General features: G+C 62.5%; 24 protein-coding genes. 15 read left to right on the top strand and 9 right to left on the bottom strand.

The window, feature by feature from the left end; translation table 11 throughout:
- The first annotated feature begins 61 nt into the window (after positions 1-61).
- The 9 genes from Q0844_RS08495 to Q0844_RS08535 all read left to right on the top strand — a co-directional run bounded on the left by Q0844_RS08495 (position 62) and on the right by Q0844_RS08535 (position 10529).
- Entirely contained in the window at positions 62-391 is a 330-nt protein-coding gene (locus Q0844_RS08495; protein WP_299043880.1) for a metalloregulator ArsR/SmtB family transcription factor, read from the top strand.
- Positions 388-846 (top strand): SRPBCC domain-containing protein, encoded by a 459-nt coding sequence (locus tag Q0844_RS08500; protein WP_299043883.1) that lies wholly within the window; start codon positions 388-390, stop codon positions 844-846. Before Q0844_RS08495 ends, Q0844_RS08500 begins: the two co-directional genes overlap by 4 nt.
- 131 nt (positions 847-977) lie before the next feature.
- Positions 978-2363: a xanthine dehydrogenase small subunit gene (xdhA, locus tag Q0844_RS08505; RefSeq protein ID WP_299043886.1), complete on the top strand. Its 1386-nt coding sequence runs from the start codon at positions 978-980 to the stop codon at positions 2361-2363.
- Positions 2360-4660, top strand: a complete 2301-nt coding sequence (xdhB, locus tag Q0844_RS08510; protein ID WP_299043889.1) for a xanthine dehydrogenase molybdopterin binding subunit — start codon at positions 2360-2362, stop codon at positions 4658-4660. The genes xdhA and xdhB overlap by 4 nt, the downstream gene beginning before the upstream one ends.
- Complete coding sequence (gene xdhC, locus Q0844_RS08515) at positions 4653-5576, top strand: xanthine dehydrogenase accessory protein XdhC (RefSeq protein WP_299043892.1); 924 nt, start codon at positions 4653-4655, stop codon at positions 5574-5576. The genes xdhB and xdhC overlap by 8 nt, the downstream gene beginning before the upstream one ends.
- A complete protein-coding gene (locus Q0844_RS08520) occupies positions 5573-7087 on the top strand; it encodes an ABC transporter ATP-binding protein (RefSeq protein ID WP_299043895.1) in 1515 nt (504 codons plus the stop codon). Before xdhC ends, Q0844_RS08520 begins: the two co-directional genes overlap by 4 nt.
- A gap of 54 nt (positions 7088-7141) precedes the next feature.
- Positions 7142-8224 carry an ABC transporter permease gene (locus Q0844_RS08525; protein WP_299043898.1) on the top strand — a complete coding sequence of 361 codons (1083 nt, stop codon included), beginning with the start codon at positions 7142-7144 and terminating at the stop codon, positions 8222-8224.
- 271 nt (positions 8225-8495) lie between these two features.
- Complete coding sequence (locus tag Q0844_RS08530) at positions 8496-9416, top strand: ABC transporter permease (protein ID WP_299043901.1); 921 nt, start codon at positions 8496-8498, stop codon at positions 9414-9416.
- A 30-nt stretch (positions 9417-9446) separates the two neighbouring features.
- The gene (locus tag Q0844_RS08535) at positions 9447-10529 is read left to right on the top strand and encodes a BMP family ABC transporter substrate-binding protein (protein WP_299043903.1); all 1083 of its coding nucleotides are present in this window, start codon (positions 9447-9449) and stop codon (positions 10527-10529) included.
- A gap of 130 nt (positions 10530-10659) precedes the next feature.
- Here the strand turns inward: Q0844_RS08535 and Q0844_RS08540 are convergent, their stop codons facing one another.
- The 4 genes from Q0844_RS08540 to Q0844_RS08555 form a co-directional block, all read right to left on the bottom strand.
- Positions 10660-11352, bottom strand: coding sequence for a hypothetical protein (locus Q0844_RS08540; protein WP_299043906.1), 693 nt, complete (start codon positions 11350-11352; stop codon positions 10660-10662).
- A gap of 155 nt (positions 11353-11507) precedes the next feature.
- Entirely contained in the window at positions 11508-11744 is a 237-nt protein-coding gene (locus tag Q0844_RS08545) for a YdcH family protein (protein WP_299043908.1), read from the bottom strand.
- Between the two features lie 14 nt (positions 11745-11758).
- Complete coding sequence (gene ppk2, locus Q0844_RS08550; RefSeq protein WP_299043911.1) at positions 11759-12634, bottom strand: polyphosphate kinase 2; 876 nt, start codon at positions 12632-12634, stop codon at positions 11759-11761.
- 72 nt (positions 12635-12706) lie between these two features.
- The gene (locus Q0844_RS08555) at positions 12707-13369 is read right to left on the bottom strand and encodes a DUF2461 domain-containing protein (protein ID WP_299043913.1); all 663 of its coding nucleotides are present in this window, start codon (positions 13367-13369) and stop codon (positions 12707-12709) included.
- A gap of 289 nt (positions 13370-13658) precedes the next feature.
- Between Q0844_RS08555 and Q0844_RS08560 the strand changes: the two genes are divergently transcribed.
- The 3 genes from Q0844_RS08560 to Q0844_RS08570 are packed head-to-tail and all read left to right on the top strand — an operon-like array spanning position 13659 to position 16419.
- Complete coding sequence (locus Q0844_RS08560; protein WP_299043915.1) at positions 13659-14585, top strand: aldo/keto reductase; 927 nt, start codon at positions 13659-13661, stop codon at positions 14583-14585.
- On the top strand, positions 14582-15637 hold the full coding sequence (locus Q0844_RS08565) for an FAD-binding oxidoreductase (RefSeq protein ID WP_299043918.1): 1056 nt from the start codon (positions 14582-14584) through the stop codon (positions 15635-15637). The genes Q0844_RS08560 and Q0844_RS08565 overlap by 4 nt, the downstream gene beginning before the upstream one ends.
- 17 nt (positions 15638-15654) lie before the next feature.
- The gene (locus Q0844_RS08570) at positions 15655-16419 is read left to right on the top strand and encodes a GH25 family lysozyme (protein ID WP_299043920.1); all 765 of its coding nucleotides are present in this window, start codon (positions 15655-15657) and stop codon (positions 16417-16419) included.
- Between the two features lie 83 nt (positions 16420-16502).
- Here Q0844_RS08570 and Q0844_RS08575 read toward each other — a convergent pair whose 3' ends face one another.
- The 4 genes from Q0844_RS08575 to Q0844_RS08590 all read right to left on the bottom strand — a co-directional run bounded on the left by Q0844_RS08575 (position 16503) and on the right by Q0844_RS08590 (position 23470).
- A complete protein-coding gene (locus Q0844_RS08575) occupies positions 16503-19004 on the bottom strand; it encodes an FAD-dependent oxidoreductase (protein ID WP_299043921.1) in 2502 nt (833 codons plus the stop codon).
- 185 nt (positions 19005-19189) lie between these two features.
- Positions 19190-20605 carry an FAD-linked oxidase C-terminal domain-containing protein gene (locus Q0844_RS08580; protein WP_299043923.1) on the bottom strand — a complete coding sequence of 472 codons (1416 nt, stop codon included), beginning with the start codon at positions 20603-20605 and terminating at the stop codon, positions 19190-19192.
- Positions 20606-20633: 28 nt separating this feature from the next.
- Positions 20634-22415 (bottom strand): gamma-glutamyltransferase, encoded by a 1782-nt coding sequence (ggt, locus tag Q0844_RS08585; protein WP_299043925.1) that lies wholly within the window; start codon positions 22413-22415, stop codon positions 20634-20636.
- Between the two features lie 68 nt (positions 22416-22483).
- On the bottom strand, positions 22484-23470 hold the full coding sequence (locus tag Q0844_RS08590; RefSeq protein WP_299043926.1) for a D-glycerate dehydrogenase: 987 nt from the start codon (positions 23468-23470) through the stop codon (positions 22484-22486).
- Positions 23471-23616: 146 nt separating this feature from the next.
- On the opposite strand from Q0844_RS08590, the gene Q0844_RS08595 reads away from it, so the two are divergent.
- Entirely contained in the window at positions 23617-24087 is a 471-nt protein-coding gene (locus Q0844_RS08595; protein ID WP_299045257.1) for an SH3 domain-containing protein, read from the top strand.
- Here Q0844_RS08595 and Q0844_RS08600 read toward each other — a convergent pair.
- Entirely contained in the window at positions 24084-24473 is a 390-nt protein-coding gene (locus tag Q0844_RS08600; protein WP_299043928.1) for a Rid family hydrolase, read from the bottom strand. The genes Q0844_RS08595 and Q0844_RS08600 overlap by 4 nt on opposite strands.
- Positions 24474-24554: 81 nt before the next feature.
- Between Q0844_RS08600 and Q0844_RS08605 the strand changes: the two genes are divergently transcribed.
- Both Q0844_RS08605 and Q0844_RS08610 read left to right on the top strand, forming a co-directional pair.
- Positions 24555-25547 (top strand): NADPH:quinone reductase, encoded by a 993-nt coding sequence (locus Q0844_RS08605; RefSeq protein WP_299043930.1) that lies wholly within the window; start codon positions 24555-24557, stop codon positions 25545-25547.
- Positions 25544-26875: a mechanosensitive ion channel family protein gene (locus Q0844_RS08610; protein WP_299043932.1), complete on the top strand. Its 1332-nt coding sequence runs from the start codon at positions 25544-25546 to the stop codon at positions 26873-26875. Before Q0844_RS08605 ends, Q0844_RS08610 begins: the two co-directional genes overlap by 4 nt.
- Positions 26876-26913 lie beyond the last annotated feature (38 nt).

Consider the following 26913-nt stretch of genomic DNA (forward strand, 5'->3'; position numbering starts at 1 on the left):
AATGGTAAGCGAACACGCTAAGTATCTTGACGTGACTCGCCACAGCGTGATACTTAGCAACATGGCTAACAAACTGGACAGCTTTTTCAGCGCCCTGTCGGACCCGACGCGCCGCGCGGTGGTGGAACACCTGATCCACGGCCCCGCCACGGTCAGCACGCTGCACGGCGCGCATGACATGGCGCTGCCAACGTTCTTGCGCCACCTCAAGGTGCTTGAAGACAGCGGATTGGTCACAAGCAGCAAGACGGGGCGCGTGCGCACCGTTGAAATGCAACCCGACGCCCTGCGCACCGGCGCGGAATGGCTCGATGCGCACAGAACCATGTGGGAGGGCCGTATGGCACGGCTGTCCCGTCTGGCCACCCAGATGGAAAGGACACGATCATGAGCACCGATACCGGACATTTTGACCTTACCCGCACCATGCCGCTGACGCCGGACCGGCTGTGGCATCTGCTGACGGATGCCCGGATGCGCGAAACCTGGGGCGCGCCAGAAGAAGGCATGGTGCTGACCATGGAACAGTCCGACCTGCGCGTTGGCGGCTTCGAAACGCACCGATGCGGGCCCGCTGACAATCCCGAGTTTACGGTGGACACACGGTGGTACCGTCTTGACGGCCCGCACGACGCCGCCTTTACCGAAACGGTGCACGTGGGCGGTTCGACCATCGCAACAACGCTTGTCACGTATCGGGTCACCGCAGAAGGTGCGGGCTCACGACTGGATGTTGCCGTGGCCGTGTCCTCTTTCACCGGGCCGGATGCCGACAACGAATTCAGGGCCGGGTGGGAGGCCGGATTGTCCAACCTCGCGGCACTGGCCACGAAAATGGCTGCCTGAACAGGCCGGACAACTTGCCATTGCCTGTCTGACTGCCCTACGCTATCGGCCGACAGCCCGCCCTTCGGTCTACGCCGCATCGACCGAGGGGCCGCACAGGGGCGTTGGTACCGCGGCGGGCACAAGAAAACATGCGCACGACCTTTCTTCTGAATGGAAGCGAGATCACGGCTGAGACTTCTCCGACAACGACATTGCTGGACTGGCTGCGGGACCGCCCCGGCCTGACGGGCACCAAGGAAGGCTGCAACGAAGGCGATTGTGGCGCCTGTTCGGTGATGGTGACGGACGAGATCGGCGCGCGGGCACTGAATGCCTGCATCCTGTTCGTGCCGCAGATTGCGGGCAAGGCGGTACGCACAGTTGAAGGGATCGCCGCCCCTGACGGCACATTGCACCCCGTCCAGCAAGCCATGATCGATCATCACGGAAGCCAGTGCGGCTTTTGCACGCCCGGGTTTGTCACCACGATGGCAACGGCGCATCTGAATGGTGAGACGGACCATGACACGGCGTTGGCGGGCAACCTCTGCCGGTGTACCGGGTATGCGCCCATCGTTCGAGCCGCCGAAGCGGCCCAACATGCGCCGGTCCCGGATCATGTGAACGACGCCCCCCTTCTTCTGGCCCGAAATACTTCGGGGGAGGCTCCGCAGGAGCCGGGGGCAGAGCCCCCAACGACGCCCGATGCCCTCGCGAAATGGATGCATGAAAACCCTGGCGGCACGCTCGTGGCCGGCGCGACGGATGTGGGCCTGTGGGTGACCAAGGACCTTCGCGATCTGGGTCCGGTGGCGTTTCTCAACCGGATTCCAGAATTGGCAGGCGTCACGGTCACAGACGAACACATCCGTATCGGCGCGGCCACGACCTTGACAGATCTGCATGGGATCATGGGCGATCACCACCCGGCCTTTGCCGAATTGATCCGTCGCTACGGATCCGTCCAGGTGCGCAACGCCGCGACAATCGGCGGCAATGTCGCAAACGGCTCGCCCATCGGCGACGGCTCACCTGCACTGATTGCGCTGGGGGCAACAGTCCATCTGCGCTCCGTGGACGGTGTCCGGGCTCGACCGATCGAGGAATTCTTCATCGACTACGGCAAGCAAGACCGCGCACCAAACGAGTTTGTCGAGGCGATCACCATTCCACGGCAGGACGATCACCTGCGGTGTTACAAACTGTCCAAACGGTTCGATCAGGACATTTCGGCCGTATGTGGCTGTTTCTGGATCGACGTACGCGACGGCGAAGTGGCCAACATACGTCTGGCCTTCGGCGGTATGGCGGGCACGCCCAAACGGGCCGTACATGCCGAGGCGGCGCTACGCGGCATGCCATGGACAGACGCGACAGTGGCCTCGGCGATGCAAGCCATGACCCGGGATTTCACGCCGCTCAGCGACATGCGCGCCTCTGCCGGTTACCGCATGGAGGCGGCACAGAACATGCTACTGCGGGCGTGGCTGGAAGATCAGGGTCAGGCCGCCAACGTGTTGGAGGTCACCCCATGAGCGTCGCCAGGCCGCTGCCCCACGATGCCGCGCACCTGCATGTGACGGGCGCCGCCCGCTACGTGGATGACATGCCGACGCCTGTAGGCGCATTGCACCTGGCCTTTGGCACCAGCAGTGTTGCGAAGGGTCGGATCACGCAGATGGACCTGTCTGCCGTGCGCGACGCACCGGACGTCATCGCGGTCCTGACCGCGGATGACCTGCCCTTTGCGAACGATGTTTCGCCGTCCGCCCATGACGAGCCGCTTTTGTCCGATGGCGCGGTGCATTACGTGGGCCAGCCGCTGTTTCTGGTCGTGGCGCGGTCGCATCTGGCAGCGCGACACGCGGCACGGCTTGGCAGGATTGATGTTGCGGAAGAAACGCCGGTCCTGACGATCGACGCGGCTTTGGCGGCGGGCAGTCGGTTCGAGGATGGTCCACGCATCTATGCCCGCGGCGGTGCCGCCCTGGGCCTGGACGGGGCACAGCACCGCCTGACCGGGTCGGTCCATATTGGCGGACAGGAACACTTTTACCTCGAAGGGCAGGCCGCGCTGGTTCTGCCGGGCGAAGACGGCGACATGCATGTCATCTCGTCCACCCAGCATCCGACCGAAATCCAGCACAAGGTGGCCGATGCCATTGGCAAACCCATGCACGCGGTTCGCGTCGAAACGCGGCGCATGGGCGGCGGGTTCGGAGGCAAGGAAAGCCAGGGCAATGCGCTGGCCGTGGCCTGCGCGGTGGCCGCGCGGCTGACCGGCGTGCCCTGCAAGATGCGCTATGATCGCGATGACGACATGGTCATTACCGGCAAGCGGCATGATTTCCGCATCGACTATGACGTGGGGTTTGACGCGTCGGGCAAAATCACCGCGCTGGACGTCCGCCAATATGCCCGCTGCGGTTGGGCGATGGACCTGTCGCTGCCCGTCGCCGACCGGGCCATGCTGCACGCCGACAACGCCTATTGGCTGCCCAATGTGCGGATCGAAAGCCACCGGCTGCGCACCAACACCCAATCGGCCACCGCCTTTCGGGGGTTTGGCGGACCGCAAGGCATGCTTGGGATGGAACGGATCGTCGACCATGTCGCACACCATCTGCGCCTTGATCCGCTTGAGGTGCGGAGTGCCAATTTTTATGCCTCCGGCGGTCGTATTTCGGGTCGGAAGAAGCAAACAACGCCCTATGGGCAAGAGGTCGACGACTTCATCGCGGACGCGATCGTGGCACAAGTGCGCAAGACCTCGGACTATGATGCGCGGCGCGCGGCTGTTGCCGCATGGAATGCCGCCAACCCGGTGCTGAAAAAGGGCATCGCGCTGACGCCGGTCAAGTTCGGGATCAGTTTCACCCTCACGCATCTGAACCAGGCCGGGGCGCTTGTTCATGTCTATGCCGACGGGTCAATCCACCTGAACCACGGCGGGACCGAGATGGGTCAGGGCTTGTTTCAGAAAGTCGCGCAAGTCGCGGCAAGCCGATTTGGCGTGCCGCTCGACGCGGTCAAGATCACCGCAACGGACACGGCCAAAGTACCCAACACGTCGGCCACGGCCGCATCATCCGGCAGCGATCTGAACGGCATGGCCGTCAAGGCAGCGTGTGACACCATCCGCACACGGATGGCAGAACACCTGTCGCAACTGCACCAATGCCGCCCGGATGACGTCGTCTTTGCCGACGGCCGGGTCCGTGCCGGATCCGGGGACTACAGTTTTACCGACGTGGCGACGCTGGCCTACAATGCGCGGATCAGCCTGTCGGCCACCGGGTTCTACAAGACGCCCGATATCGAATGGGACCGTATCAAGGGTCAGGGCCGCCCGTTCTTCTACTTTGCCTATGGCGCGGCGGTCACCGAGGTGGTCATTGATACGTTGACCGGAGAAAACCGCATTCTGCGGGCCGACATTCTGCATGATGCCGGTGCCTCCTTGAATCCGGCGCTGGATATCGGACAGATCGAAGGCGGCTATGTCCAGGGTGCGGGATGGCTGACGACCGAGGAACTGGTCTGGGACGACGCCGGACGGCTGCGGACACATGCCCCGTCGACCTACAAGATACCGGCATGTGGCGACCGGCCCGATATTTTCAACGTCGCCTTGTGGGATGGCGAGAACCGGGCCGATACGATCTACAAATCGAAAGCGGTCGGAGAGCCGCCCCTGATGCTGGGCATTTCGGCCTTTCTGGCGCTCAACGACGCAGCAGCAAGCTGTGGACCACACTATCCGGACCTGCACGCCCCGGCCACGGCCGAAGCCGTCTTGAGGGCGGTGCACACTGCACGTGGCGATGTTTGATCGCGCGGGCCTTATTGCTGCCTGCAACGCCCACGGGCGGGTGGTACGGGTGGTTGTGGCCCATGTGCAGGGATCGGCCCCGCGCGAAGCGGGGGCAGCCATGCTGGTCTGGGACGGCGGGCAATCCGGCACCATCGGCGGCGGGGCGCTGGAATACGAACTGGCCGCAACCGCACGGACGTTGCGACACGACACACGGTCCCGCCATGCGCTTGGTCCCGACCTGGGCCAATGCTGTGGCGGTGCAGTCGACATTCTGTGCGAGGTCTATGATACAAACCGCGCCCGCGCCCTGCCCCACGATCTGGTCGCGCGGGGGCCGGACCCCATGCCGCTGTCCATCAAACGGATGATGAAGGCGGCGCGCAATCAGGGACGACCGCCACCGGCGCAGATGAAGGACGGGTGGATGATCGAACCGGTCCAACCGCCCGATCAGGCGGTGTGGATCTGGGGGGCGGGCCATGTGGGCCGCGCGCTGGTGAACATCCTTCATCACATGCCGGGCTACCGGCTGACCTGGGCCGATACAGCAGCCACACGGTTCCCTGACGACGTTCCGGGCACCGTCACCTCGATACCGGCGGCGGATTTGCCAACGCTGGCCGGGCATGCGCCCCAGGATGCGCACCACCTGATCCTGACCTATGCCCACGATATCGACCTGGGGCTGTGCCATGCGCTGCTTGGGCGCGGGTTCGCATCCTGCGGGCTGATCGGATCCGCCACGAAATGGGCGCGCTTTCGGAAGCGGCTGGCCGAACTGGGCCACCTGGCAACTGATATTGACCGTATCACATGCCCCATTGGCGATCCGTCCTTGGGCAAGGATCCGCATTTGATTGCGATTGGGGTCGCCTATCGGCTAGCACAGTCCACGGAAACCATACCGCAACGACTGGAGACGCGTGCGTGAGCCCCCTTTTGTCCCTGACCGGATTGACCAAGGCCTATCCCGGTGTGGTGGCGAATGACGATGTGTCGCTGGCCATCGCACCTGGTGAAATTCACGCGCTTCTAGGCGAAAATGGTGCGGGCAAGTCGACGCTGGTCAAGATGATCTATGGTCTGGTCAAACCGGATGCAGGTCGGATGCAGATGAACGGCGCCGACTTTGCGCCGGTTGATCCACGGGCGGCCCGTGCGGCTGGCGTTGGCATGGTGTTTCAACACTTTTCGCTGTTTGACGCGCTGAGCGTGGCCGAGAACATCGCGCTGGGAATGGAAACACCACCCCCCATGCGGACCTTGGCGGCCCGGATCAGCGAGGTGTCCGAGACCTACGGCCTGCCTCTGGCCCCGGATCGCATTGTCGGCGACCTGTCAGCGGGCGAGCGCCAGAGGGTCGAGATCATTCGATGCCTTCTACAGGACCCCCGGCTTCTTATCATGGATGAACCAACTTCGGTCCTCACCCCGCAAGAGGTTGATATCCTGTTCGAAACCCTGCGCAAGTTGAGCGCGGAAGGCACCGCCATCCTGTACATTTCGCACAAGCTCGAGGAGATCCGGGCGCTTTGCGATGCGGCCACGATCCTGCGGGGCGGCAAGGTTGTGGGCAGTTGCGTACCCCGCGACACCTCGGCGCGCGACATGGCCGAGATGATGGTGGGCAGCACGCTTGCCACACCCAAGGCAGCAGCCCACAGCGCGGGGGATGTGCTGTTGTCGGTGACCGGCTTGTCCGTTGCATCGCCTTCGGCATTTGGCATGGCGCTCAAAGACATTTCTTTCGATGTGCGCGCAGGCGAAGTGCTGGGCATAGGGGGGGTTGCAGGGAACGGACAGGACGAATTGCTGGCGGTCCTGTCGGGCGAGTTGCCCTGTCAGGTCGGCATGGTGCGGTTTCGCGCACGCGATCTGGCCAAGGACGGTCCGGAAGCGCGCCGCGGGCTGGGCGTGCTGGCCGCGCCCGAGGAACGGTTGGGACATGCGGCGGCGCCCAACATGTCCCTAATCGAAAATGCCATGCTCACGGGGTCCGCCCGCGAGGGGCTGGTGCATCGGGGCCTGTTGAACTGGACCAAGACGCGCGCCTTTGCAGAGCGGATCATCGCGGGCTTTGATGTGCGCACGCCGGGGCCCGAAAACGCGGCACGGTCGCTGTCCGGGGGGAACCTGCAGAAATTCGTGATCGGACGCGAGGTGTTGCAACGGCCCGAAGTTCTGGTCGTGAACCAACCCACCTGGGGTGTGGACGCGGCGGCCGCGGCCGCGATCCGTCAGGCCTTGCTGGATCTGGCCGCAAACGGGTCAGCCGTTGTGGCAATTTCGCAGGACCTTGACGAGTTGATGGAAATCTCGGACCGGTTTGCCGCCCTGAACGAAGGGCGCCTGAGCGATCCACAACCGACCGCCGGTCTGAATGTGGAACACATCGGTCTCATGCTTGGCGGTGCCCACGGAATGGAGGTTGCACATGTTTGATATGGGCCCTCCGGGGGTCGTATTTTGGGTCGGAAGAAACATGCAGGTGTGCCCGTGATCCGCCTTGAGGCGCGGCCGCAACCGTCGGCCATGATGGCCTATGCGACACCGGTTCTGGCGGTTGTGTTGACCATGATTTTTGGCGGTGTCCTGTTTGCCGTTCTGGGAAAGGACCCGTTTCAGGCCATCACCACGATCTTCTGGGATCCGATCTTTGGCGAGTTCGCCTTTTTCTATCGCCCCCAACTGCTGATCAAGGGCGCGCCACTTGTTCTGATCGCCATTGGCCTCGCGCTTGGGTTTCGCGCGGGCATCTGGAACATCGGGGCCGAGGGGCAATACATCATCGGGGCCATCTGCGGCGCGGGCGCGGGGCTGGCGTTTTATCCGACCGAGAGCGTTCTGATCTTTCCGCTGATGGTGCTGGCCGGCGCCTTGGGCGGTTGGGCCTGGGCCATGATCCCGGCCGTTTTGAGGGTCAAGTTCGGCACCAACGAGATTTTGGTCTCGCTCATGCTGGTCTATGTGGCCGAGCAGCTTCTCGCCTCCATGTCCTTGGGTTTGTTGAAAAACCCCGAAGGGTTCGGCTTTCCCGGGTCACGCAATTTGCAGCAATACCCATCAGCCCATAATGCCGAGATCATCGCAGGCACGGGCATGCATTGGGGCGTCGTGGCGGCGCTGATCGCGGTGATCTTTGCCTATGTTCTGCTGACGCGGCACCGGTTGGGCTTTGCCATCCGGGTGACGGGCGAGGCACCGCGCGCGGCCAAGTTCGGCGGTGTGAACCCCGGTCGGCTGGTGCTCTTTTGTCTGGGCATGTCGGGTCTGCTGGCCGGGCTTGCGGGCATGTTCGAAGTGGCAGGACCGTCGGGCCAGATCAGCATCGACTTCAATGTGGGCTATGGGTTTACGGCGATCATCGTGGCGTTTCTCGGGCGGCTCAATCCGCTGGGGATCGTGGCGGCAGGGCTGTTGATGGCGCTGACTTACATTGGCGGGGACATCGCGCAGTCGCAGCTGGGTCTGCCCGCCGCAGCCATTCAGGTCTTCCAGGGGATGCTGTTGTTCTTCCTGCTGGCGCTGGATGTTCTGACGAATTACCGCGTGCGGTTTGGCGGGGCGGAGGTGGCGTGATGCGTCAAATCCATCTGCTCATATCCGCATTCTTCTTAGGGTGTTTTGTTTTGCCCTTTTGCCTGTGGGCGGCCGATCAAGCGGTAGTGATATTGGCACCCGCTATGTTTGGTTTTTTCACGGTCCCAGCAATTGCGGTACTCACCTTCCTTGGTGCACAACGGGGCTTGGGCCGTGTGGCTCGCTTCAGCCAATATGCAGGCGTGACCTTGGCCGGCACACTTTTCCCAAGCGGCCTCCTGCTTCTTGCGTTGGCTATGAGAGGCTAAGAATGGACCTTTCTGCCATCAACCCCATCCTCCTGATCGCTGCCATGATCGCCGCAGCCACACCCATCCTACTGGCCGCCATAGGCGAGCTTGTCGTCGAACGCGCAGGTGTGCTGAACCTCGGGGTCGAAGGAATGATGATCACAGGCGCGGTCTGCGGTTTCATCATTGCCGTCAACACCGGCTCCCCCACAGTTGGCTTCATCGCCGCCGCCATAGGGGGCGCGGTGCTCAGCCTGCTCTTTGCCTTTCTCACCCAAATCGCGCTGGCCAATCAGGTGGCCTCGGGCCTCGCGCTTACGCTGTTCGGCCTAGGGCTGTCGTCGCTCATGGGCCAGAGTTATGTCGGGATCAAACCCCCTCGGGCCGAGGCGACGCCATTGGGGCTGCTGGCCGATCTTCCGGTCATCGGGCCGATCATCTTTGGTCATGATTTGATGGTGTATCTGGGTCTCGGCATCCTTGCCGCGACTTGGGCCGTGCTCAAGTTCACACGCATGGGGCTGGTCCTGCGCGCTGTCGGGGAAAACCACGACGCGGCGCATGCACTTGGGTACAAGGTCAAGCGGATCCGCACCCTTGCCATCCTGTTTGGCGGGGCCTGTGCGGGCTTGGGCGGCGCTTACATCAGCCTGATCCGCGTACCGCAATGGACCGAAGGGATGACGGCCGGGGTCGGGTGGATCGCACTCGCGCTGGTTGTCTTTGCCAGTTGGAAGCCGTGGCGCGTCCTGCTGGGTGCCTATCTTTTTGGCGGGATCACCCAGCTGCAGTTGAACCTGCAAGGGGCAGGCGTTGCCATTCCGGTCGAGTATTTGGCAATGTCACCCTACATCGTGACGATCATCGTTCTGGTGATTCTAAGCGCGGACAAATCTCGCGCCCCCGGCTCACTGGGGCGCACATTCCACGCCTCGGGATAAGGGGCGCACCAAAATGGGGAGAAACCTGAGATGAAATTTACGACACTTTTGGCCAGTGCGGCCATGGTGCTGGGCCTTGGTGGCGCGGTGCTGGCTGACGGTCATGAAAAGACCAAGGTCGGCTTTGTCTATGTCGGGCCCGTGGGCGACGGCGGCTGGACCTACGAACACGACCAGGGCCGCCTCGCGGTCGAGGCTGAGTTCGGCGACGCGGTCGAAACCGTGTTTGTCGAAAACGTGGCCGAAGGGCCCGACAGCGAACGCGTTATGACACAGATGGCGCTCGATGGCGCAGACCTGATCTTTACCACATCCTTTGGCTACATGGACCCGACCAACAATGTGGCGGCCAAGTTCCCGGACGTGAAATTCGAACACGCAACGGGCTACAAGCGCCTGCACCCGAACGTGTCGACCTACTCGGCCCGTTTCTACGAAGGGCGCGCCATTCAGGGCCACATCGCGGGCAACATGACCAAGTCGAACATCATCGGCTATATCGGCTCCTTCCCGATCCCCGAAGTGATCCGCGGCATCAACTCGGCCTATATCCATGCCAAGAAGGTGAACCCGGATGTCGAGTTCAAGATCATCTGGGTCTACACCTGGTTTGACCCCGCCAAGGAAGCGGATGCCGCCAAGACCCTGATCGACCAGGGCGCGGACGTGGTTCTGCAACACACCGACTCCACCGCCCCGCAAGCGGCGGCACAGGAAGCAGGCGGCGTTGTGACCTTTGGCCAGGCGTCGGACATGGGTCAGTACGGCCCCTTCCCGCGCGTCTCGTCCATCATTGACGACTGGGCCCCCTACTACATCGCGCGCACCCGCGCCGTGATGGAGGGCACATGGGAACAGCAGGACACATGGGACGGCATCGGCCCGGGCATGGTCAAGATCGGCGAAATCTCTGACGCCGTGCCAGAGAACGTGAAGGCCGAAGCGCTTGCCATGAAGGCGGCCCTGGCTGACGGGTCCTACCATGCGTTCACCGGCCCGCTGAACAAGCAGGACGGCACGCCGTGGCTGGCCGAAGGCGAGACAGCCGATGATGGCACGCTCGCGGGCATGAACTTCTATGTCGAAGGCATCGAAGGCGACATTCCGCAGTAAGCGGCACGCAAAAGGCGGGGATGTCCCGCGCCCATTGGAACCCCCCGGCCCTGTGTCGGGGGTTTTTCGGTGCACAGGGCGTTTCGACACATGCCCCGTGCCCGCACCTCCGCCCCGTCACACGCCCGCGCTACCGCGCGAAAATCCGCACCATTTGCGCGTCAAAATGCGCCCAGGTCATCGTCGCCTTGTTCCCCGCATAGCCATGGTAATGCGACTTCCCGGTGTCATTGGGCAGACCCGCCCAGATCTTGGCCAGATTGTTCATGAACGCATCGCGCGGCATGTTTCCGGACAGGAAGGACTCCAAACCGGCATCAGCCAACAGGATATCTGCCAACCGATCCTGCACCTCCGGCGAAAAGCGCTGCCTTGGGTCAAGCCCCGCCTGGCGCACCAGTCGGCGCAGCGTCGGCGGGATGAATTGATAGCGGCCAATGGCGTGGGGCTGGCCGGGCGTCTCATCGATCCAGTCATAAATCTGCTGAATGGTCATCTGGGTCGGGGCCGCGTCGGGTTTGATCGTGGCCCCGTACTGTACCGCGTCATAGCCCTTGGCGCCGGCCTCGGCTTGCGCGATCAACGTGCGCAGCCGGGCAACCCGGCCACCAACCGGATAATTGCGCAGCTTTTCAACCTCGGTCGGGTCCGGTGGGGCAAACAGGCCGGTCATGGATCGGCCCGCAAACAGACTGGCACCGGTATGGCGGATCATCGGCTGCCGGGTCTCGAACAACGGGGCCGCCTTGGTCAACAGGCTGGCGCGGGTCGCCATTGGCAACGCCTCGCCCCAGGCAATGGCCGCCTGCACCACCAAAGCCACACACGCCAAAAGGCACCATATCCACCGCATCGCAATCCCATTCTGAAATTATCGCGTGCGGGCGTTTTGGGGCGCGACACCTAAACACCGGGTTGCCGCGCCGCCGGGATATGATCGGGATTTAGTTCAAATGCGACGGATCAAGTCCACCCGTTTCAGGTGTTCAGTCGGTCATAGATCTGATCCTTCAGCGCCATCCGCTGCTTGCGCAAATCCTGCATGAACAGATCCGAGACGGGTTCCACGTCCGTTTCCGCCCGGTGCACGGCGCGGTTCAGGCTGTGATACGTCTCAACCAATCGCGCAAAATGCGCGTCACGACCGCGCAATTCGGAAATGCGTGCGGCATGTTCGGGAAAGTCATTGGCCAGTTCGTGCGGCGTGTTCGACATCGTAACCTCGGGGTTCAGCTTTTGCGGGAGTGCGGGTGACGTGACGCCGCCAGAATGTGCCCGGCCTCGTGAACGGACGTATCGGCATGCTGCACGATCAATGGATCAGGCGGCGTTACCACGCTCAGATCCTTGCCGGGGTAGTCCAGGCTCGCCAGAAAATGCTTCATACAGTTGATGCGGGCACGTTTCTTGTCATTGGACTTGATGACTGTCCACGGCGCATCGGCCGTATCCGTGTAGAAAAACATCGCCTCCTTCGCCTCTGTGTAATCGTCCCACTTGTCCAGGCTGGCCCGATCGATGGGCGACAGTTTCCATTGCTTCAGCGGGTCGGTTTCACGCGCTTCAAAGCGGCGGCGCTGTTCGTCCTGGGTCACCGAGAACCAGTACTTGAACAGATGAATGCCCGACCGCACCAACATGCGTTCGAACTCGGGCGTCTGCCGCATGAATTCCAGGTACGCGTTGGCCGCGCAAAAGGACATCACCCGTTCCACCCCGGCACGGTTGTACCACGACCTGTCATACAGAACGATCTCGCCAGCGGTCGGCAGATGCTTGATGTAGCGTTGGAAAAACCACTGCCCCCGCTCGGCGTCCGACGGTTTGTTCAGGGCGACCACACGGGCCGCGCGCGGGTTCAGATGTTCCATGAACCGCTTGATCGTGCCGCCCTTTCCGGCAGCATCGCGGCCCTCGAACAAAAGCACGAATTTCTGGCCGGTCTCCTGCACCCACAGCTGCACTTTCAACAACTCGACCTGCAAGGCCGCCTTCTCCGCCTCGTAGTCGGCGCGGCTCATCCTTTCAGGATAGGGGTATTGCCTCGTGTCAAAGGCCTGCGCGGCGGATGGGTTGGCATCTACGGTTTGAAGGGGCTGTGCCACGTGACGTCTCCTGCTGTTTCCAGGCAGAATCAAACACCCAATGGCGCGCGGCGTCCTTGATATGCGTCAACTTCACAGATGTTTATCGAATACGGTCCAGACCGGCATCAATTCGTTGATCCGCGACACCGTGGCCTTCAGCAGACCGGTGTCGCGCCAATCGTCCGGCAGGGGCCCGGAAATGGCCAGGGCCTTGCGTTTCAGCAGGTCGGCATGGCGATGGTCCTGATCATAGGGTTTCGGGACGCGTTTCAATGGCTCGGGCCCCCAATCGCTGATCTGCGCGCCCTGCGATGCGATCTGATCCAGCGCGTCCTGCAGGCTGTCACCCCAGGTGTCGACAAACGCGCGGTACCGGGTCAGATGTTCGCCCTGCAATCCCATCACGCCCATGCCCAGGATGAAATAGTCCTGCGCCAGCCCCCAGAACCATGACGGCGCCAGCGGGTCCTTGTCCGCAGGCGTCCACATGATGTGCAGATGCGTGTTCAAGGGCGTCTTGTCCTTGGAAAACCGCACATCGCGGTAAATGCGAAATACCTTTGGGCTGTGGGGTGTGCCGGTTATGCGGGCAATGTCCTCGGACATCAGGTCCGCAAAGAACCCGGCTGGCCCGGCAATGGCATCCTTGTAATGCGCCTTGTGCGGCTCGAACCACGCCTTGGAATTGTTCTTCTCCAACTTGGCGAAAAAGGTCAGCGCCTCGTCCACCATCGCTTCAAACCCGTCAGCCATGCCCTTGCCCCCCATGTCGCACCCTCCTGAACCTATCGCGCCCGTGGGCACAGTCCACCGCATCCAACTGACAGTTTTCGGCAGCGGCAGACGTTTACGCCTTGGTAACGAACGCACCGCACGCCCCGTTAACCATGGATTTGGGGCACAGTCAGTGCACAGGTTGTGCACAGTATGTGTACAGGTTGTGACCCCGCCATATGCCTGTGTTAACGGGCTTTGCGCCGCAAATTGGCGCGGACGATGTTAACCGTTGCGCGTACGGTGCCTTAATGGCACGACTTGACCCATGATTACGTCCCTCAATGGCACCCCGCTTTCCCCCCTGACCTTCGGCACGATGCAGTTCGGCGGTACCGCAGATGCACAGGAAAGCCGCGCGATGTTCGACGCCGCCCGCGCGGCAGGTATCACCCATTTCGACACGGCTTTCGTCTATACTGGCGGCGCGTCCGAGACCCTGCTGGGCGACATGGCACAGGCCGACCGCGAGGGGCTGATCATCGCAACCAAGGCCGCATATGAGGGCGGTTCGGGGCGCGCCAACATCCTCACCGGATTTGCAACCTCGCAACAGCGCCTGAAAATGGATGTGGTCGATATCCTCTACCTGCACCGCTTTGACGACAACACACCGCTGCAAGAAAGCTTCGATGCGCTCGCCACCCTCAAGCACGAAGGGCGCATTCGCCATATCGGCGTGTCCAACTTTGCAGCCTGGCAAGTGATGAAAGCGCAGGCCGTCGCCGCGCAATTCGGGATCAGGATCGACATGATCCAACCCATGCACAGCCTTGTCAAACGACAGGCCGAGGTCGAGATTTTCCCAATGGCCGTTGATCAAGCCATTGAAGTCGTGCCCTATTCGCCATTGGGTGGTGGATTGTTGACGGGCAAATACGCGCAGGGCGGATCCGGTCGCCTGACCGAAGACCACCGGTATGCCGCGCGCTACAATGTGGGCTGGATGCATGATGCGGCGGCCAAACTGTCTGCGCTTTCCGCGGATCAGGGCACCGACCCTGCCACGCTCGCCGTGGCCTGGGCCATGGCACATCCCGCGCGTCCACGCCCCATCGTCTCTGCCAGGTCCGCCGCACAGTTGGCACCGTCGCTGGACGCGCTGAAGTTTGAAATGACGCCGGACCTCTATGATCGGATCACGGCATTCAGTGTCACCCCTCCTCCCGCCACGGACCGGATCGAAGAGGCATGACAGACATCATCGTGATCGGCGGTGGCATCGCCGGGGTGTCAGCCGCCGCGCGATTGTCCGAAGGGGCCAGGGTTACTCTGGTGGAAGGGGAAAGCGCGCTTGGCTACCACGCATCCGGGCGGTCCGCGGCGTTGTTCGAACAGAACTACGGCCTGCCCCCGGTCATCGCGCTGAACAAGGCAAGTGCCGCTTATCACCAACCCTATCTCAGCCCCCGCGGTTTCCTGCTCGTGGCCCGCGCGGGCGAGGATGACGGGTTCGAGGCTGATGCCAAAACCCTGAAATGTCCGGAAATTTCTGTGGCCGAGGCGCGATCGCATGTTCCGATCCTGAACGATCACATCATCCGCGCCGCCTACCACGCCGACGCGTGGGACATCGACACCGACCGCATGATTCAGGATTTCGCAAAGACTGTGCGCGCAAATGGGGGACAGGTGTTGACCGGTCACAAGGTCACCGCGATCACGCGCGGCAAGGCTTGGACCGTACGGTGCGGCGACGTGGTGCTTTCAGCTGATACTCTGGTCAACGCTGCGGGCGCATGGGCTGATCAGGTTGCAACGATGGCAGGTGTCCATCCCATCGGAATAACGCCGCATCGGCGGTCCATGGCGCGCCTGCCTGCACCGGCAGGACATGATGTCAGCGCCTGGCCCATCTTTTTCGGTGTGGGCGAGGCATGGTACGCCAAGCCGGACGCGGGCAAACTGCTCGTTTCCCCCGCTGACGAAGACGCGGTTGAACCCCACGATGCCTGGGCTGATGATCTGGTGCTGGCCGAAGGGTTGGATCGTTACAGCCAACACGTGACATCGCCCGTGGCACGCGTCGAAACCAGTTGGGCCGGCCTGCGCAGCTTTGCTCCGGACCGATGCCTTGTGCTGGGGCGCGATGCCCAAGTGCCTGACTTTGTCTGGTGTGCGGGACAGGGGGGCTATGGGTTTCAGACGGCACCGGCAGCCAGCCAACTTCTTGCGGATCTCGTGCTGGGCGCAGCGCCCGAGATTGAGGCCGCCACCCTCGAATCCCTGTCGCCAGCCCGCTTCTAAGCCGCTAGGCTCGTTTCATGTTGACCCGTATCCTGATCGCCGCACTGGTCCTGTTGACCGCCTGCGCCCCCGCCCCCGCGCCCTTTACTGGCCCCATGATCATTGGCGACACCGACCCGGTCAGGTTCGCCGGTCGCCAACCCGGCACCTTTCCCGTGCGTGGCATGGACGCGGCCCGGTTCCAGACCTCTGTCGATTGGACACGGGCCAAGGCCGTCGGCATCGAATTCGTGTTTCTCAAGGCGACCGAGGGCGGCGATCTGGCCGACCCGAAGTTCCAGGACCATTGGCGGGGCGCAGGTCGGGCCGGCATCAAGCGCGGCGCGTACCACTTCTACTATTTCTGCACCGCTCCCGAAGTACAGGCCCAGTTTTTCATCCGCACGGCCCCCAAGACCCGCGGCAGCCTGCCGCCCGTCCTGGATATGGAATGGAACCCGTTTTCGCCCACCTGCCGACGCCGCCCGGACGCGGCCACTGTGCAGGACGAAATGCGCCGCTGGCTGGACCTCGTGACCGCCCACTACGGCCAACGGCCCATCATCTACACAACCCCCGGTTTCTACGAGGACGCCCAGCTCAACACCTTCAAAGGCTACGAATTCTGGCTCCGTACGACAGCGAAAACCCCGGCCCAGGCCTATCCCGGCCAGCCCTGGCGCTTCTGGCAATACACAGCCACGGGCACGCTGCCCAACACCGCCGGTTCGGTCGACATCAACGCCTTCAACGGATCGACGACCGAGTGGGAGACGTGGCTCGCCCGCCGCACAATCCGCTAAAACCATTTCTTCCGGCCAAAAATATCCCGGGGTCTGGGGCAGAGCCCCAGTCGGTCGCCGCAGCGCACGCGCGGCGAAATCACTCAGCCGTCCTTGCGGATGACCTCGTTCTTGGGATCGTAGGGGCTGTCCTCGACAACCTCTGCATCCCAAAGCTGATCAAACATCTTCACCTTCAACCTGGTGCCCGGCACGGCCAGGTGCGGCGACACGTACCCCATTCCGATGGACGTGCCGAAGGCCACGGAATAGCCGCCCGAGGTCAGGCGACCAACACGGGTGTCGCCGTGGTACAGCACTTCGCGTCCCCAGGGGTCCGCATCCCCGGGCCCATCGACAAGCAGCGTGACGCATTTTGACCGCACACCGATCTTCTCCATCGCCGCTTTGCCATGGAACGCCTTGGACAGGTCCACAAAGCGCGGCAAATCGGCCTCGATCGGCGTGGCGTCCCGGCCCAGTTCGGTCCCGAAAGCACGGTAGGATTTCTCCTGCCGCAACCAGTTCTGCGCCCGGGCTCCCACCAGCTTCATCCCGTGCGCTTCACCTGCGGCAACCAGTTGATCCCACAGGTAATTCTGCATCTCGATGGGATGATGCAATTCCCAACCCAACTCGCCAGTATAGGCCACGCGGATCGCACGTACCGGACACATGCCCAGTTCGATGTCGCGAAAGCTGAGCCACGGGAACCGCTTGTTCGACAGCACGGTCGACGGATCGGCATCCCTCACCAACGCGTTCAGAACATCGCGCGACTTCGGCCCGGCAATTGCAAACACACCCCACCGGGTTGTCACATCCTCTTCGTTGATGCGCCCGAACTCCGGCTCCTTCTCCATGATCGCCTTGTACAGGTAATCCTGATCATAGGCATGCCAGGCCCCCGCCGACACCAGGTAATAATCATCCTCGGCCACGCGCACGATGGTGTATTCCGTGCGCGTCGTCCCTGCCGCTGTCAGCGCATAGGTCAGGTTGATACGCCCCACCTTGGGCAGCTTGTTGGTCGTGATCCAATCCAGAAACGCGGTCGCCCCCGGCCCGGAAATCCGGTGCTTGGTAAAGGCCGTAGCGTCGATCAGCCCGACACCTTCGCGGATCGCCTTGGCTTCTTCGACAGCATACTGCCACCAGCCGCCACGCCGGAAGGACCGCGCATCATGATCAAACGCGTCAGGCGCGTCCAATGGTCCGTAGTAATTGGGCCGCTCAAACCCGTTCACACAGCCAAACTGGGCGCCAGCCGCCTTCTGCCGGTCATAGGCGGGCCCGGTGCGCAGGGGGCGGCACGCCTCCCGCTCCTCATCCGGGTGGTGCAGGATATAGACGTGTTCGTAGCATTCCTCGTTCTTGCGGGCGGCATATTCGGTCGTCATCCAGTCGCCATAGCGCTTGGGATCAAGCGATGCCATGTCGATCTCCGCTTCGCCGTCGACCATCATCTGGGCCAGGTAATACCCCGTCCCCCCCGCCGCCGTGATGCCAAAGGAAAACCCTTCCGCCAGCCACATGTTGTGTAAACCCGGTGCCGGACCAACCAGCGGATTGCCATCGGGCGTATAGCAGATCGGGCCGTTGAAATCGTCCTTCAACCCACTGTTCTCGCAGGATGGCACACGGTGAATCATCGCCATGTATTGCTCTTCGATCCGCTCCAGATCCAACTGGAACAGATCAGCGCGGAAACTGTCGGGCACACCGTGTTCAAACCGTGCAGGCGCGCCGTGCTCATAGACACCAAGGATCCAGCCGCCCCGTTCCTCGCGCACATAGGACTGCGCATCTGCATCGCGGATAACCGGGTGCTCCACATTCCCCTCGGCGCGGAACTTCACCAGTTCCGGGTCCTGCTCCATCACGATGAACTGGTGCTCGACCGGGATGGCAGGCATCTTGATACCCAGCATCTTCGCCGTGCGCTGCGCGTGGTTGCCGGAGGCTGTCACCACGTGCTCGGCCGTGATCACAACCTGCTCGTCCGACGGGACAAGATTGCCGCCCTTCTCGACCATCTTCGTCGCCGTGACCTCCCAGGCCTCACCGGTCCAGTGAAAGGCATCCGCCTGCCACTTCCGCTCAATCATTACACCACGCTGCCGCGCCCCCTTGGCCATCGCCATGGTGACATCGGCGGGGTTAATGTATCCGTCCGTCTGGTGATAAAGCGCGCCTTTCAGGTCTTCTGTCCGGATCAATGGCCACTTGGCCTTGATCTCATCCGGCGTCATGAACTCATAGGGTACGCCACAGGTTTCGGCCGTCGAGGCATAGAGCATGTATTCATCCATGCGTTCATCTGTTTGCGCCATCCGCAAGTTGCCGACCACGGCAAACCCCGCGTTCAGGCCCGTCTCTTCCTCCAGCGTCTTGTAGAACTTGATGGAATAGTCGTGGATGTGGGTCGTCGCGTAGGACATGTTGAAATAGGGCAGCAAACCGGCGGCGTGCCAGGTCGATCCGGACGTCAACTCGTCCCGCTCCAACAGCATCACATCGTCCCAGCCAGCGCGCGCCAGATGGTAGGCAATCGACGTGCCAACCGCACCGCCACCTACGACAAGTGCTTTCACATGGGTTTTCATGTCCCGACTCCCTCGCAAACCGTCCATGACGTTCTAGGCAAAGCGCAATTTCCCCGCGTCAACAGGCCGACCGGTCACGGCGGAAAAACGACGCCGATACGTTCTGGCGCTTCTCTGTCTCAAAAAATCATGGGGGCGCCGATGGCGAGAGCAGAGCCGCTGAAACATGTCGCCGCGCAGCGTCGTCAGACCTGACGGCGCGGGCCAAAGATCTTGCCCGGGTTCATGATGTTCAGTGGGTCAAGCGCGGTCTTGATGGCCGCCATGTACTCTACTGTCGGGCCAAGCTCCTTGACCAGATAGGGCATCTTGCCCTGCCCGATCCCGTGCTCGCCCGTGCACGTGCCATCCATGCGGATGGCCTCTTCGGCCAGAAAGGCAGTGAACGCTTCGGCCCGCTGAACCTCTTCATCGTTCTCCATGTCTATCAGGACAAGCGAATGGAAATTGCCATCCCCCACATGCCCGACAATGGGCGCAAGCAAATCCAGTTCCGCGGCCTTCGCCTGTGCCCCGGTCACAGCCTCTGCAAGGCGGGAAATGGGCACACATACATCCGTCGAAATCCCTTGCGCGCCTGGTCGAAGTTGCAGCGTGGCCCAGTACAGATCATGCCGCGCTTTCCACAGCCTGTTGCGTTCCTCTGCCGTGGCCGTGGTCGCAAAATCGGTGCCGCCCGCGTCCTCGGCGATGGACCCGAACATTTCCGCCTGTTCGATCACCCCACGGTCCGACCCGTGGAATTCCAGCAGCAACAGCGGCGTTTCTGGCAGATCCAGGCCGGCATAGGCATTGGCCGCCTTCACGTTCAATTCGTCCATCAATTCAATCCGGGCCACGGGAATACCGTACTGGATCGTTGTCATCACTGCCTGACAGGCCGCTTCAATCGACGGAAAGGACATACGCGCCGCCGAGATCGCCTCGGGGATGCCTTGCAGTTTCAACGTGATCTCCGTGATCAGGCCGAGCGTGCCTTCGGACCCGACCAGAAGACGGGTCATATCATACCCGGCCGAGGTTTTCTTGGCCCGCTGCGCTGTCCGAATGATGCGCCCATCGGCCATCACGGCCTCAAGGCTCAACACATTGTCCTTCATCGTGCCATAGCGCACCGCATTGGTCCCCGACGCACGGGTCGAGGCCATCCCGCCCAGAGACGCATTGGCACCGGGATCTATGGGAAAGAACAGTCCGCGATCGCGCAAGTAGGTGTTTAACTGCTCGCGCGTCACGCCCGGCTGGACGACGCAATCCAGATCTTCGGAATTGACCGCAATGATCTGATCCATCTGGGTCAGATCAACGGAAATGCCTCCGGCGGGTGCATTCACATGGCCTTCCAGCGATGTGCCCGTTCCGAAGGGGATGACCGGCACATGATGGGTGGCGCAGACCTTGATGATGTCCGACACCTCCTTGGTCGAAGTGGGAAAGACAACCGCATCGGGGGCCTGTGCCCTGATCCAGGTGGTGGTGTGCGCATGCTGGTCCCGCATGGCCTGCCCGGTGTGGAACCGGTCGCCGAACTGTTGCTTGAGGATGCCCAGCGCCGTGGCGATGCCATCCTCGTTCCGTGGCAGATCAATGGCCTGCGGCATTTGCTGTCTCTCCCTGTGTGCGCGGGCGTCAGTCGCCCAACGCAATCCCTTCGCGGCGCGGATCGGCGCCGCCCTGCAATCTGTCACCAATCTCGATCGCGTGCAGACCGGAATTCAACCCACGAATATTCACTTCAAAGCCAAGCGCCTCAAGCGCCGGAGCCAGATCAGCCGCGGATGTGCCTTCTTCGAAGTCATAGGTGCCAAAGCGGTTGACGGCATGGGGCAGGCTGACCGCCTGCTGCACATCCATGCCCCAATCCAGCCACGCAATGATGGACTTGGCGGTATAGCCGATGATCCGGCTGCCGCCCGGCGAACCAATGGCCAGGACCGGTGCGCCATCCTTCATCACGATGGTCGGCGACATGGACGACCGTGGCCGCTTGCCCGGCGCCAGCGCGTTGGCAATCGGCACACCGTCCACATGGGTGCGAAAGCTGAAATCGGTCAGTTCATTGTTCAGAAGAAACCCGTGAACCATCAACCGCGACCCAAAGGCGTTTTCAATCGTCGTGGTCATCGACGCCACATTGCCATAGCTGTCCACGATCGAGATGTGCGAGGTCGAGGGCAATTCGAGGCTTTGGTCATCCGCCCAGTTGCGGCTGTGATCGAACCCGGGACTGCCCGGTGTTGCGTCTGACAAAGCGGTGTCACCGTCCAATTGCGTGGCCCGTTCGGCCAGGTATGCCGGATCGACCAGCCCCGCCGTCGGCATCGGAACATAGTCACTGTCGGCCATGAACCGGCCCCTGTCTGCAAACGCCAGGCGCGACGCATCACCGATCAAACGCCAGCTTTCGGGGTTGTCGGCCCCAAGTGCGGCAAGGTCGTAACTGTCGAGCATCCCCAGGATCTGTCCGACGGTCAGCGCACCCGAAGACGGCGGCCCCATTCCGCAGACGTCATGCGCGCGGTAGGTCACACACACAGGCGGGCGTTCCTTCACCTGGTACACGGCCAGATCCAGTTCCGACAGCACACCCGGGTTGTCCGGGGCAAACCGGACCGTTGCCATGATGTCTTGCGCAATCTTGCCGGTATAAAATGCATCGGCACCCTCAGCGGCCAACGCACGCAGCGTATTGGCGTACGCGGGGTTCTTCAGAACGGTTCCCACTGACAGGGGCGCACCGCCGGGAAGAAAATAGTCAGCGGTCACCGGAAAGGTCCCAAGGCGCTCTGCGTCCCGTTCGATCAGCCCTGCAAGGCGTGGCGACACCTCGAAACCGTTGTCCGCCAGCCCCATCCCCGCATCGAACAAGTCGGACCAGATCCGATTGCCCCAACGCCGGTGCACCTCTTCCAACAGCGCAGGCGTACCCGGTGTTCCAACGGAACGCCCCCCGACAACGGCATCGAAGAAACCCATCGGCTCGCCGTCTTCAGTCTGGAACAGCTGCGGCGTGGCGGCCAGTGGCGCGGTCTCGCGCCCATCCAGCGTGGTCAACTCGCCGCTCTCTGCGTCGTACCAGACAAGAAATGCTCCGCCACCAAGACCTGATGATTGCGGCTCGACCAGACCCAAGACCACCTGAACGGCCACAAGCGCATCTGCCGCCGTTCCACCCTCCGCCAGCACCTCGACCCCGGCCTGCACGGCCAGCGGGTTGGCTGCAGCAACCATGTAGGATTGCGCGTCAACCGGTTGGCCCGCGTCCTTGGCCGCCTGCGCGGCGGCGACCGCTTCGGATGTTGCGGCTGCGGCGCCATCGACACCGGTTTCCGGTTGCACCGCATCAGCCGTTTGCTGCGCAAGCGCAGCGTTCGCGATTAGGGTGAAGGCAACAGTCAGGCAAAAGCGCATGGGGTCCTCCTTTGGCGCGGCAGTCAATTCTGGTCTTGGCCCCGAGGCAGCACTGCCGCCCCACGGTGTCACAGCATGGATGGCACAACCTGGTCGGGTGGCCTGTGCCCATCGTTGAAAGTCTTGATGTTGATGATGACTTTCTCGCCCATCTCGATCCGGCTTTCGCGGGTGGCCGACCCCATATGCGGGAGCAGCACAACATTGGTCAGTTCCCGCAGGCGCGGGTTCACTTCGGTCCCGTTTTCATAAACATCAAGTCCCGCCCCAGCGATCTCGCCCGCGCGCAACATCCGGGTCAGCGCGTTTTCGTCAATCACTTCGCCGCGCGAGGTATTCACGATCACAGCGTCCGGTTTCATCAGCTTCAATCGGCGGGCGTTCATCAGGTGGAAGGTCGATGGCGTATGGGGGCAATTGACGCTCAGCACGTCCATGCGTGCGACCATCTGGTCCAGGCTTTCCCACCAGGTCGCTTCAAGCGCGTCCTCGATTTCGGATCGCAGCCGTCGGCGGTTGTGATAATGCACCTGCATGCCAAACGCAGCGGCCCTGCGGGCAACCGCCTGCCCGATCCGGCCCATGCCAAGGATGCCCAGACGACGCCCCGCCACGCGACCGCCCAGAAATGCGGTCGGCGCCCAACCGTCCCAGTCACCAGACTGCATCGCGGCCAATCCTTCCGGTAGCCGACGTGTCACGGCAAGGATCAGGCCCATGGTCATGTCGGCGGTGTCATCGGTCAGCACACCGGGCGTGTTCGACACCAGGATCCCGCGCTGACGGGCAGTCGCCACATCGATGTTGTCGACACCGGCACCGTAATTGGCAATCAGCTTGAGCCGCTCACCGGCTTGCCCGATCATCGCGCCATCCACGGTGTCTGTGATCGTCGGCACCAGGACATCCGCATTTTTCATGGCGTCCACGATGTCCGTCCGCGACATGGGCGCATCATCTTCGCGCAGGCGCACGTCGAACAGTTCGCTCAACCGGGTCTCAACTTCGGCGGGCAACCGTCGCGTAACGACAACACTCAGACGTTCCTTTGGCATTGCGTCCTCCCCGGCGCTTGGCCTTGCGGCCCTTCTTTGGCATGGTGGCGGATGTGAGCACGAGGCACAAGAACCTCGGCCATATCAAGAGGCGAGTGATGAGCGGAAATTTCCCGATGCGTGCGGTATTGCGGTTCATGCTGTCGATGCTTTTGGTGCTGGGCCTGACCCTGCCCCTGATGGCACGCGATACCGGGCCTGTCACAAACCTGCCCCTGCCCCGCTACGTGTCGATGAAAGCCTCGGAAGGCAATGTGCGCCGGGGGCCGTCCTTGACGCACAGGATCGACTGGGTGTTCAAACGGCGCGACATGCCCCTGCGGATCACCGCCGAACACGGACATTGGCGCCGGGTCGAGGACCGCGATGGCCTGGGCGGCTGGGTTCACTATTCCCTTCTGTCCGGCACCCGCACCGTGATTGTCGAACAGGATATGCTGACCTTGCGCACCAAACCCGATGCGGGTGCGCCCGTGACGGCCGCGCTTGAAGCCGGCGTCGTCGCCCGCCTTGGCAAATGCGGTCCTGAATGGTGTCACCTCAGTTCCGGCGGTTTTCGGGGTTGGGCCCCCAAGGCCCGACTGTGGGGCGTGGCCATGAACGAATTGCGCGACTAGCGCAGCGCCGCCACCACCCGGATCTCGACAACCGCGCCGTGCCGGCGCAAACCGGCCACTTCGACCGCTGTCCATGCCGGATAGGGATCGGCCAGATGCAAGCGGCGGACGCGATCAAACAGATCGAAATGCCCGCGCAAGCCAACGTGGTAGCTGGTCATTTCGACCACCGCATCAAGACCCAGATCCGCCTCGGCCAGCACGGCCGCGATCTTTTCAAAACAGGCGTTGAACTGCGCTTCGTCAGTGTCGGGCATGGCTCCGTCCGGTCCTGCACCCGTGACGCCCGTCAGAAAAACGTGGTTGTGCGACACAACGCCTGGCGACATCCCCGCCTGCGCGCAGGCCGCGCGCAACGCCGGTGGGACAAGAACCTGTCGGGTCATCGGAACTCTCCTTGCTCTTGCAGGGAACTTGGGTAGCATCCACGCCACCGCCTGCGGGCCGACTTGAAGAAGACCATCCTGATGAAATGTATTCAATACGCCCAATTCGGTCCTGCCGCAGATGTCCTTGCGCTGACAGACCGTCCAACCCCCAATCCCGCAGCGGGCGAAGTGCTGGTGGAACTCAGCCATTCGGGCGTTAACCCGTCGGACGTCAAGGCCCGATCGGGATCACGGCCCGGTGTCACGAAACCACCCTTTGACCAGATCATTCCGCACAGCGACGGCGCGGGGCGCATCGTGGCCGTCGGTGACGGGGTGCCCAGAACACGTGTCGGAGAGCGGGTGTGGGTTTGGAACGGACAATGGCAAAGGGCCGCGGGCACGGCTGCCACGCACATCTGTCTTCCCGCCGCGCAAGCCGTGCCGTTGCCTGACGACATAAGCGCTGAAACCGGCGCGGTTCTGGGCATACCCGGCCTGACAGCGGCCCACGCGATCTTTGGCGGTGGGGATGTGGCGGGACAAACCCTTCTTGTTCAGGGCGGGGCCGGTACCGTCGGCCTGCTGGCGGTACAGCTTGCCAAATGGGGTGGGGCCAAGGTCGTCGCGACGGCGCGCGGCGACGGGCTGGCGGCCGCGGAAAAGGCCGGCGCGGATGTCGTTCTGAACTATGCAGACCCCGACTTGGCAGAGCATATCCTTGCCGCGAATGACGGCGCTCCGATTGAGCGTATTGTCGAGGTGGAGTTCGGCCTGAACGTCGCCACGAATGCAGAGGTGATTGCACCCAACGGCACCATGGCCGTCTACGGGTCTGCCCGCGACATGGCGCCCTCACTGCCCTTTGGCCCGCTTCTGTTCAAGGCAGTGACCATCGACATCTTGTTGATCTACCTGTTGCCCCAGGCACAACGCGATGCCGCCATCACGCGGCTGCATGCGGCGCTGTCGACGGGCGGGCTGCACTGCCCCGTTGCCCAGGTGTTTTCGCTGTCAGAAACCGCGCTCGCGCACGAGGCAGTCGAGGCGGGCGGGCGAAACGGCGCAATTCTTGTGGATGTGCAGGCATGATCCGCGCGCTTGCCCTTTTCCTGTGCCTGTGGGCGCTGCCGGTCGCTGCGCAGGATACAAGCCAGCCCCAGGGCACGATCACGGTCCAGGACAGCGCCGATCAGGACGCCGCCATCGCCGTGCGTATTCGCGGCATTCTGGGCGAACTCGAAGGTTTTGACGGTGTGACCGTCTCTGTCTCTTCGGGCATCGTGACACTGCGCGGCACGACGGTCGATACCGCCACGGCCGACCGTCTGAACGAATTGGTCGGTCGGGTCGAAGGTGTCGTCGCAATCGAAAACGAGGTGTCTGAAACGACAGATGTGGTCGCGCGGCTGAACCCGGCGGTCGAGCGGTTCCAGGACCGGCTAAGCCAGGGCGTCGCGCTGTTGCCGCTGTTGGCTGTGGCCCTGCTTGTCTTTGTGCTGGTGCTGTCACTGGGCCTGCTTTTGGCCCGGGCGCGCTATCCCTGGGACCGGATTGCCCCCAACGCCTTCATTGCCAACATCTACCGCCAGGTCGTCCGTATCCTGTTCTTTGTGGCTGGTGTCGTCATTGCCCTGGACATTCTGGGGGCGACCGCGTTGCTGGGCACGATCCTGGGCGCCGCGGGGATCGTGGGTTTGGCCATCGGCTTTGCGGTCCGCGACACGGTCGAGAACTTTATCGCTTCGATCATGCTGTCCATCCGGCAGCCCTTTCGCCCAAATGACGTGGTCGAGATCGAAGGCGACATCGGCAAGGTGATACGCCTGACGAGCCGCGCAACGATCCTCCTCAGCTTTGATGGCAATCATATCCGTATTCCCAATGCGACCGTTTTCAAAAGCCGCATCGTCAATTATTCCACCAACACTGAACGCCGCTTTGACTTTGAAATAGGGGTGGCATCCGATGCGGACCTGGCGGATGTGCGCCAGATGACCGAAGACACCGTGGCGGGCCTGCCCTTTGTCCTGTCCGAGCCGGCGCCGATGTCATGGATCGAACGGATCGGCGACGGCGCGATTTTCCTGTCCGTGACCGGGTGGATTGATCAGGAGGCCACATCGCTTGTTCGCGCCAAGGGCGAAGCGCTGCGACTGGTCAAAGCGCGGATCGAAAGCGCGGGCATCGAAGTGCCGGACACAACCTACCGCGTGCAACTGTTGGGTGGGGCGCAGGCTGGCGCCGAAGCGGCGCGCCTGGCCCCCGCGCCGATGGCACCCGTCCCGCACACTGTCACCAACGTTGATGCAGCAGATGTGACAGACGCGTCCGAGGCAGGCCTCGACAAGCTGGTCGATGCCGAACGCAACGACCCGGACGCCCCGGATTTGTTGACCGAAGCCGCTCCCAAGGAATAGTCCGATTTTTGGCGCAAAGGGGCTTGCGCGCGCGCCAA

The organism is uncultured Tateyamaria sp. (assembly GCF_947503465.1).
Taxonomy (GTDB): Bacteria; Pseudomonadota; Alphaproteobacteria; order Rhodobacterales; family Rhodobacteraceae; genus Tateyamaria.

Excerpts from the sequence above, each read along its gene's own strand:
- xdhB (WP_299043889.1), top strand. The coding sequence starts at position 2,360 with ATGAGCGTCGCCAGGCCGCTGCCCCACGATGCCGCGCACCTGCATGTG.
- Q0844_RS08495 (WP_299043880.1), top strand. The coding sequence starts at position 62 with ATGGCTAACAAACTGGACAGCTTTTTCAGCGCCCTGTCGGACCCGACG.
- Q0844_RS08500 (WP_299043883.1), top strand. The coding sequence starts at position 388 with ATGAGCACCGATACCGGACATTTTGACCTTACCCGCACCATGCCGCTG.
- Q0844_RS08555 (WP_299043913.1), bottom strand. The coding sequence starts at position 13,369 with ATGGCTGACGGGTTTGAAGCGATGGTGGACGAGGCGCTGACCTTTTTC.
- xdhC (WP_299043892.1), top strand. The coding sequence starts at position 4,653 with ATGTTTGATCGCGCGGGCCTTATTGCTGCCTGCAACGCCCACGGGCGG.
- Q0844_RS08605 (WP_299043930.1), top strand. The coding sequence starts at position 24,555 with ATGAAATGTATTCAATACGCCCAATTCGGTCCTGCCGCAGATGTCCTT.
- Q0844_RS08530 (WP_299043901.1), top strand. The coding sequence starts at position 8,496 with ATGGACCTTTCTGCCATCAACCCCATCCTCCTGATCGCTGCCATGATC.
- Q0844_RS08570 (WP_299043920.1), top strand. The coding sequence starts at position 15,655 with ATGTTGACCCGTATCCTGATCGCCGCACTGGTCCTGTTGACCGCCTGC.
- ggt (WP_299043925.1), bottom strand. The coding sequence starts at position 22,415 with ATGCGCTTTTGCCTGACTGTTGCCTTCACCCTAATCGCGAACGCTGCG.
- Q0844_RS08590 (WP_299043926.1), bottom strand. The coding sequence starts at position 23,470 with ATGCCAAAGGAACGTCTGAGTGTTGTCGTTACGCGACGGTTGCCCGCC.
- Q0844_RS08535 (WP_299043903.1), top strand. The coding sequence starts at position 9,447 with ATGAAATTTACGACACTTTTGGCCAGTGCGGCCATGGTGCTGGGCCTT.
- Q0844_RS08565 (WP_299043918.1), top strand. The coding sequence starts at position 14,582 with ATGACAGACATCATCGTGATCGGCGGTGGCATCGCCGGGGTGTCAGCC.
- Q0844_RS08560 (WP_299043915.1), top strand. The coding sequence starts at position 13,659 with ATGATTACGTCCCTCAATGGCACCCCGCTTTCCCCCCTGACCTTCGGC.
- Q0844_RS08600 (WP_299043928.1), bottom strand. The coding sequence starts at position 24,473 with ATGACCCGACAGGTTCTTGTCCCACCGGCGTTGCGCGCGGCCTGCGCG.
- Q0844_RS08595 (WP_299045257.1), top strand. The coding sequence starts at position 23,617 with ATGCTTTTGGTGCTGGGCCTGACCCTGCCCCTGATGGCACGCGATACC.
- xdhA (WP_299043886.1), top strand. The coding sequence starts at position 978 with ATGCGCACGACCTTTCTTCTGAATGGAAGCGAGATCACGGCTGAGACT.
- Q0844_RS08575 (WP_299043921.1), bottom strand. The coding sequence starts at position 19,004 with ATGAAAACCCATGTGAAAGCACTTGTCGTAGGTGGCGGTGCGGTTGGC.
- Q0844_RS08545 (WP_299043908.1), bottom strand. The coding sequence starts at position 11,744 with ATGTCGAACACGCCGCACGAACTGGCCAATGACTTTCCCGAACATGCC.
- Q0844_RS08580 (WP_299043923.1), bottom strand. The coding sequence starts at position 20,605 with ATGCCGCAGGCCATTGATCTGCCACGGAACGAGGATGGCATCGCCACG.
- Q0844_RS08610 (WP_299043932.1), top strand. The coding sequence starts at position 25,544 with ATGATCCGCGCGCTTGCCCTTTTCCTGTGCCTGTGGGCGCTGCCGGTC.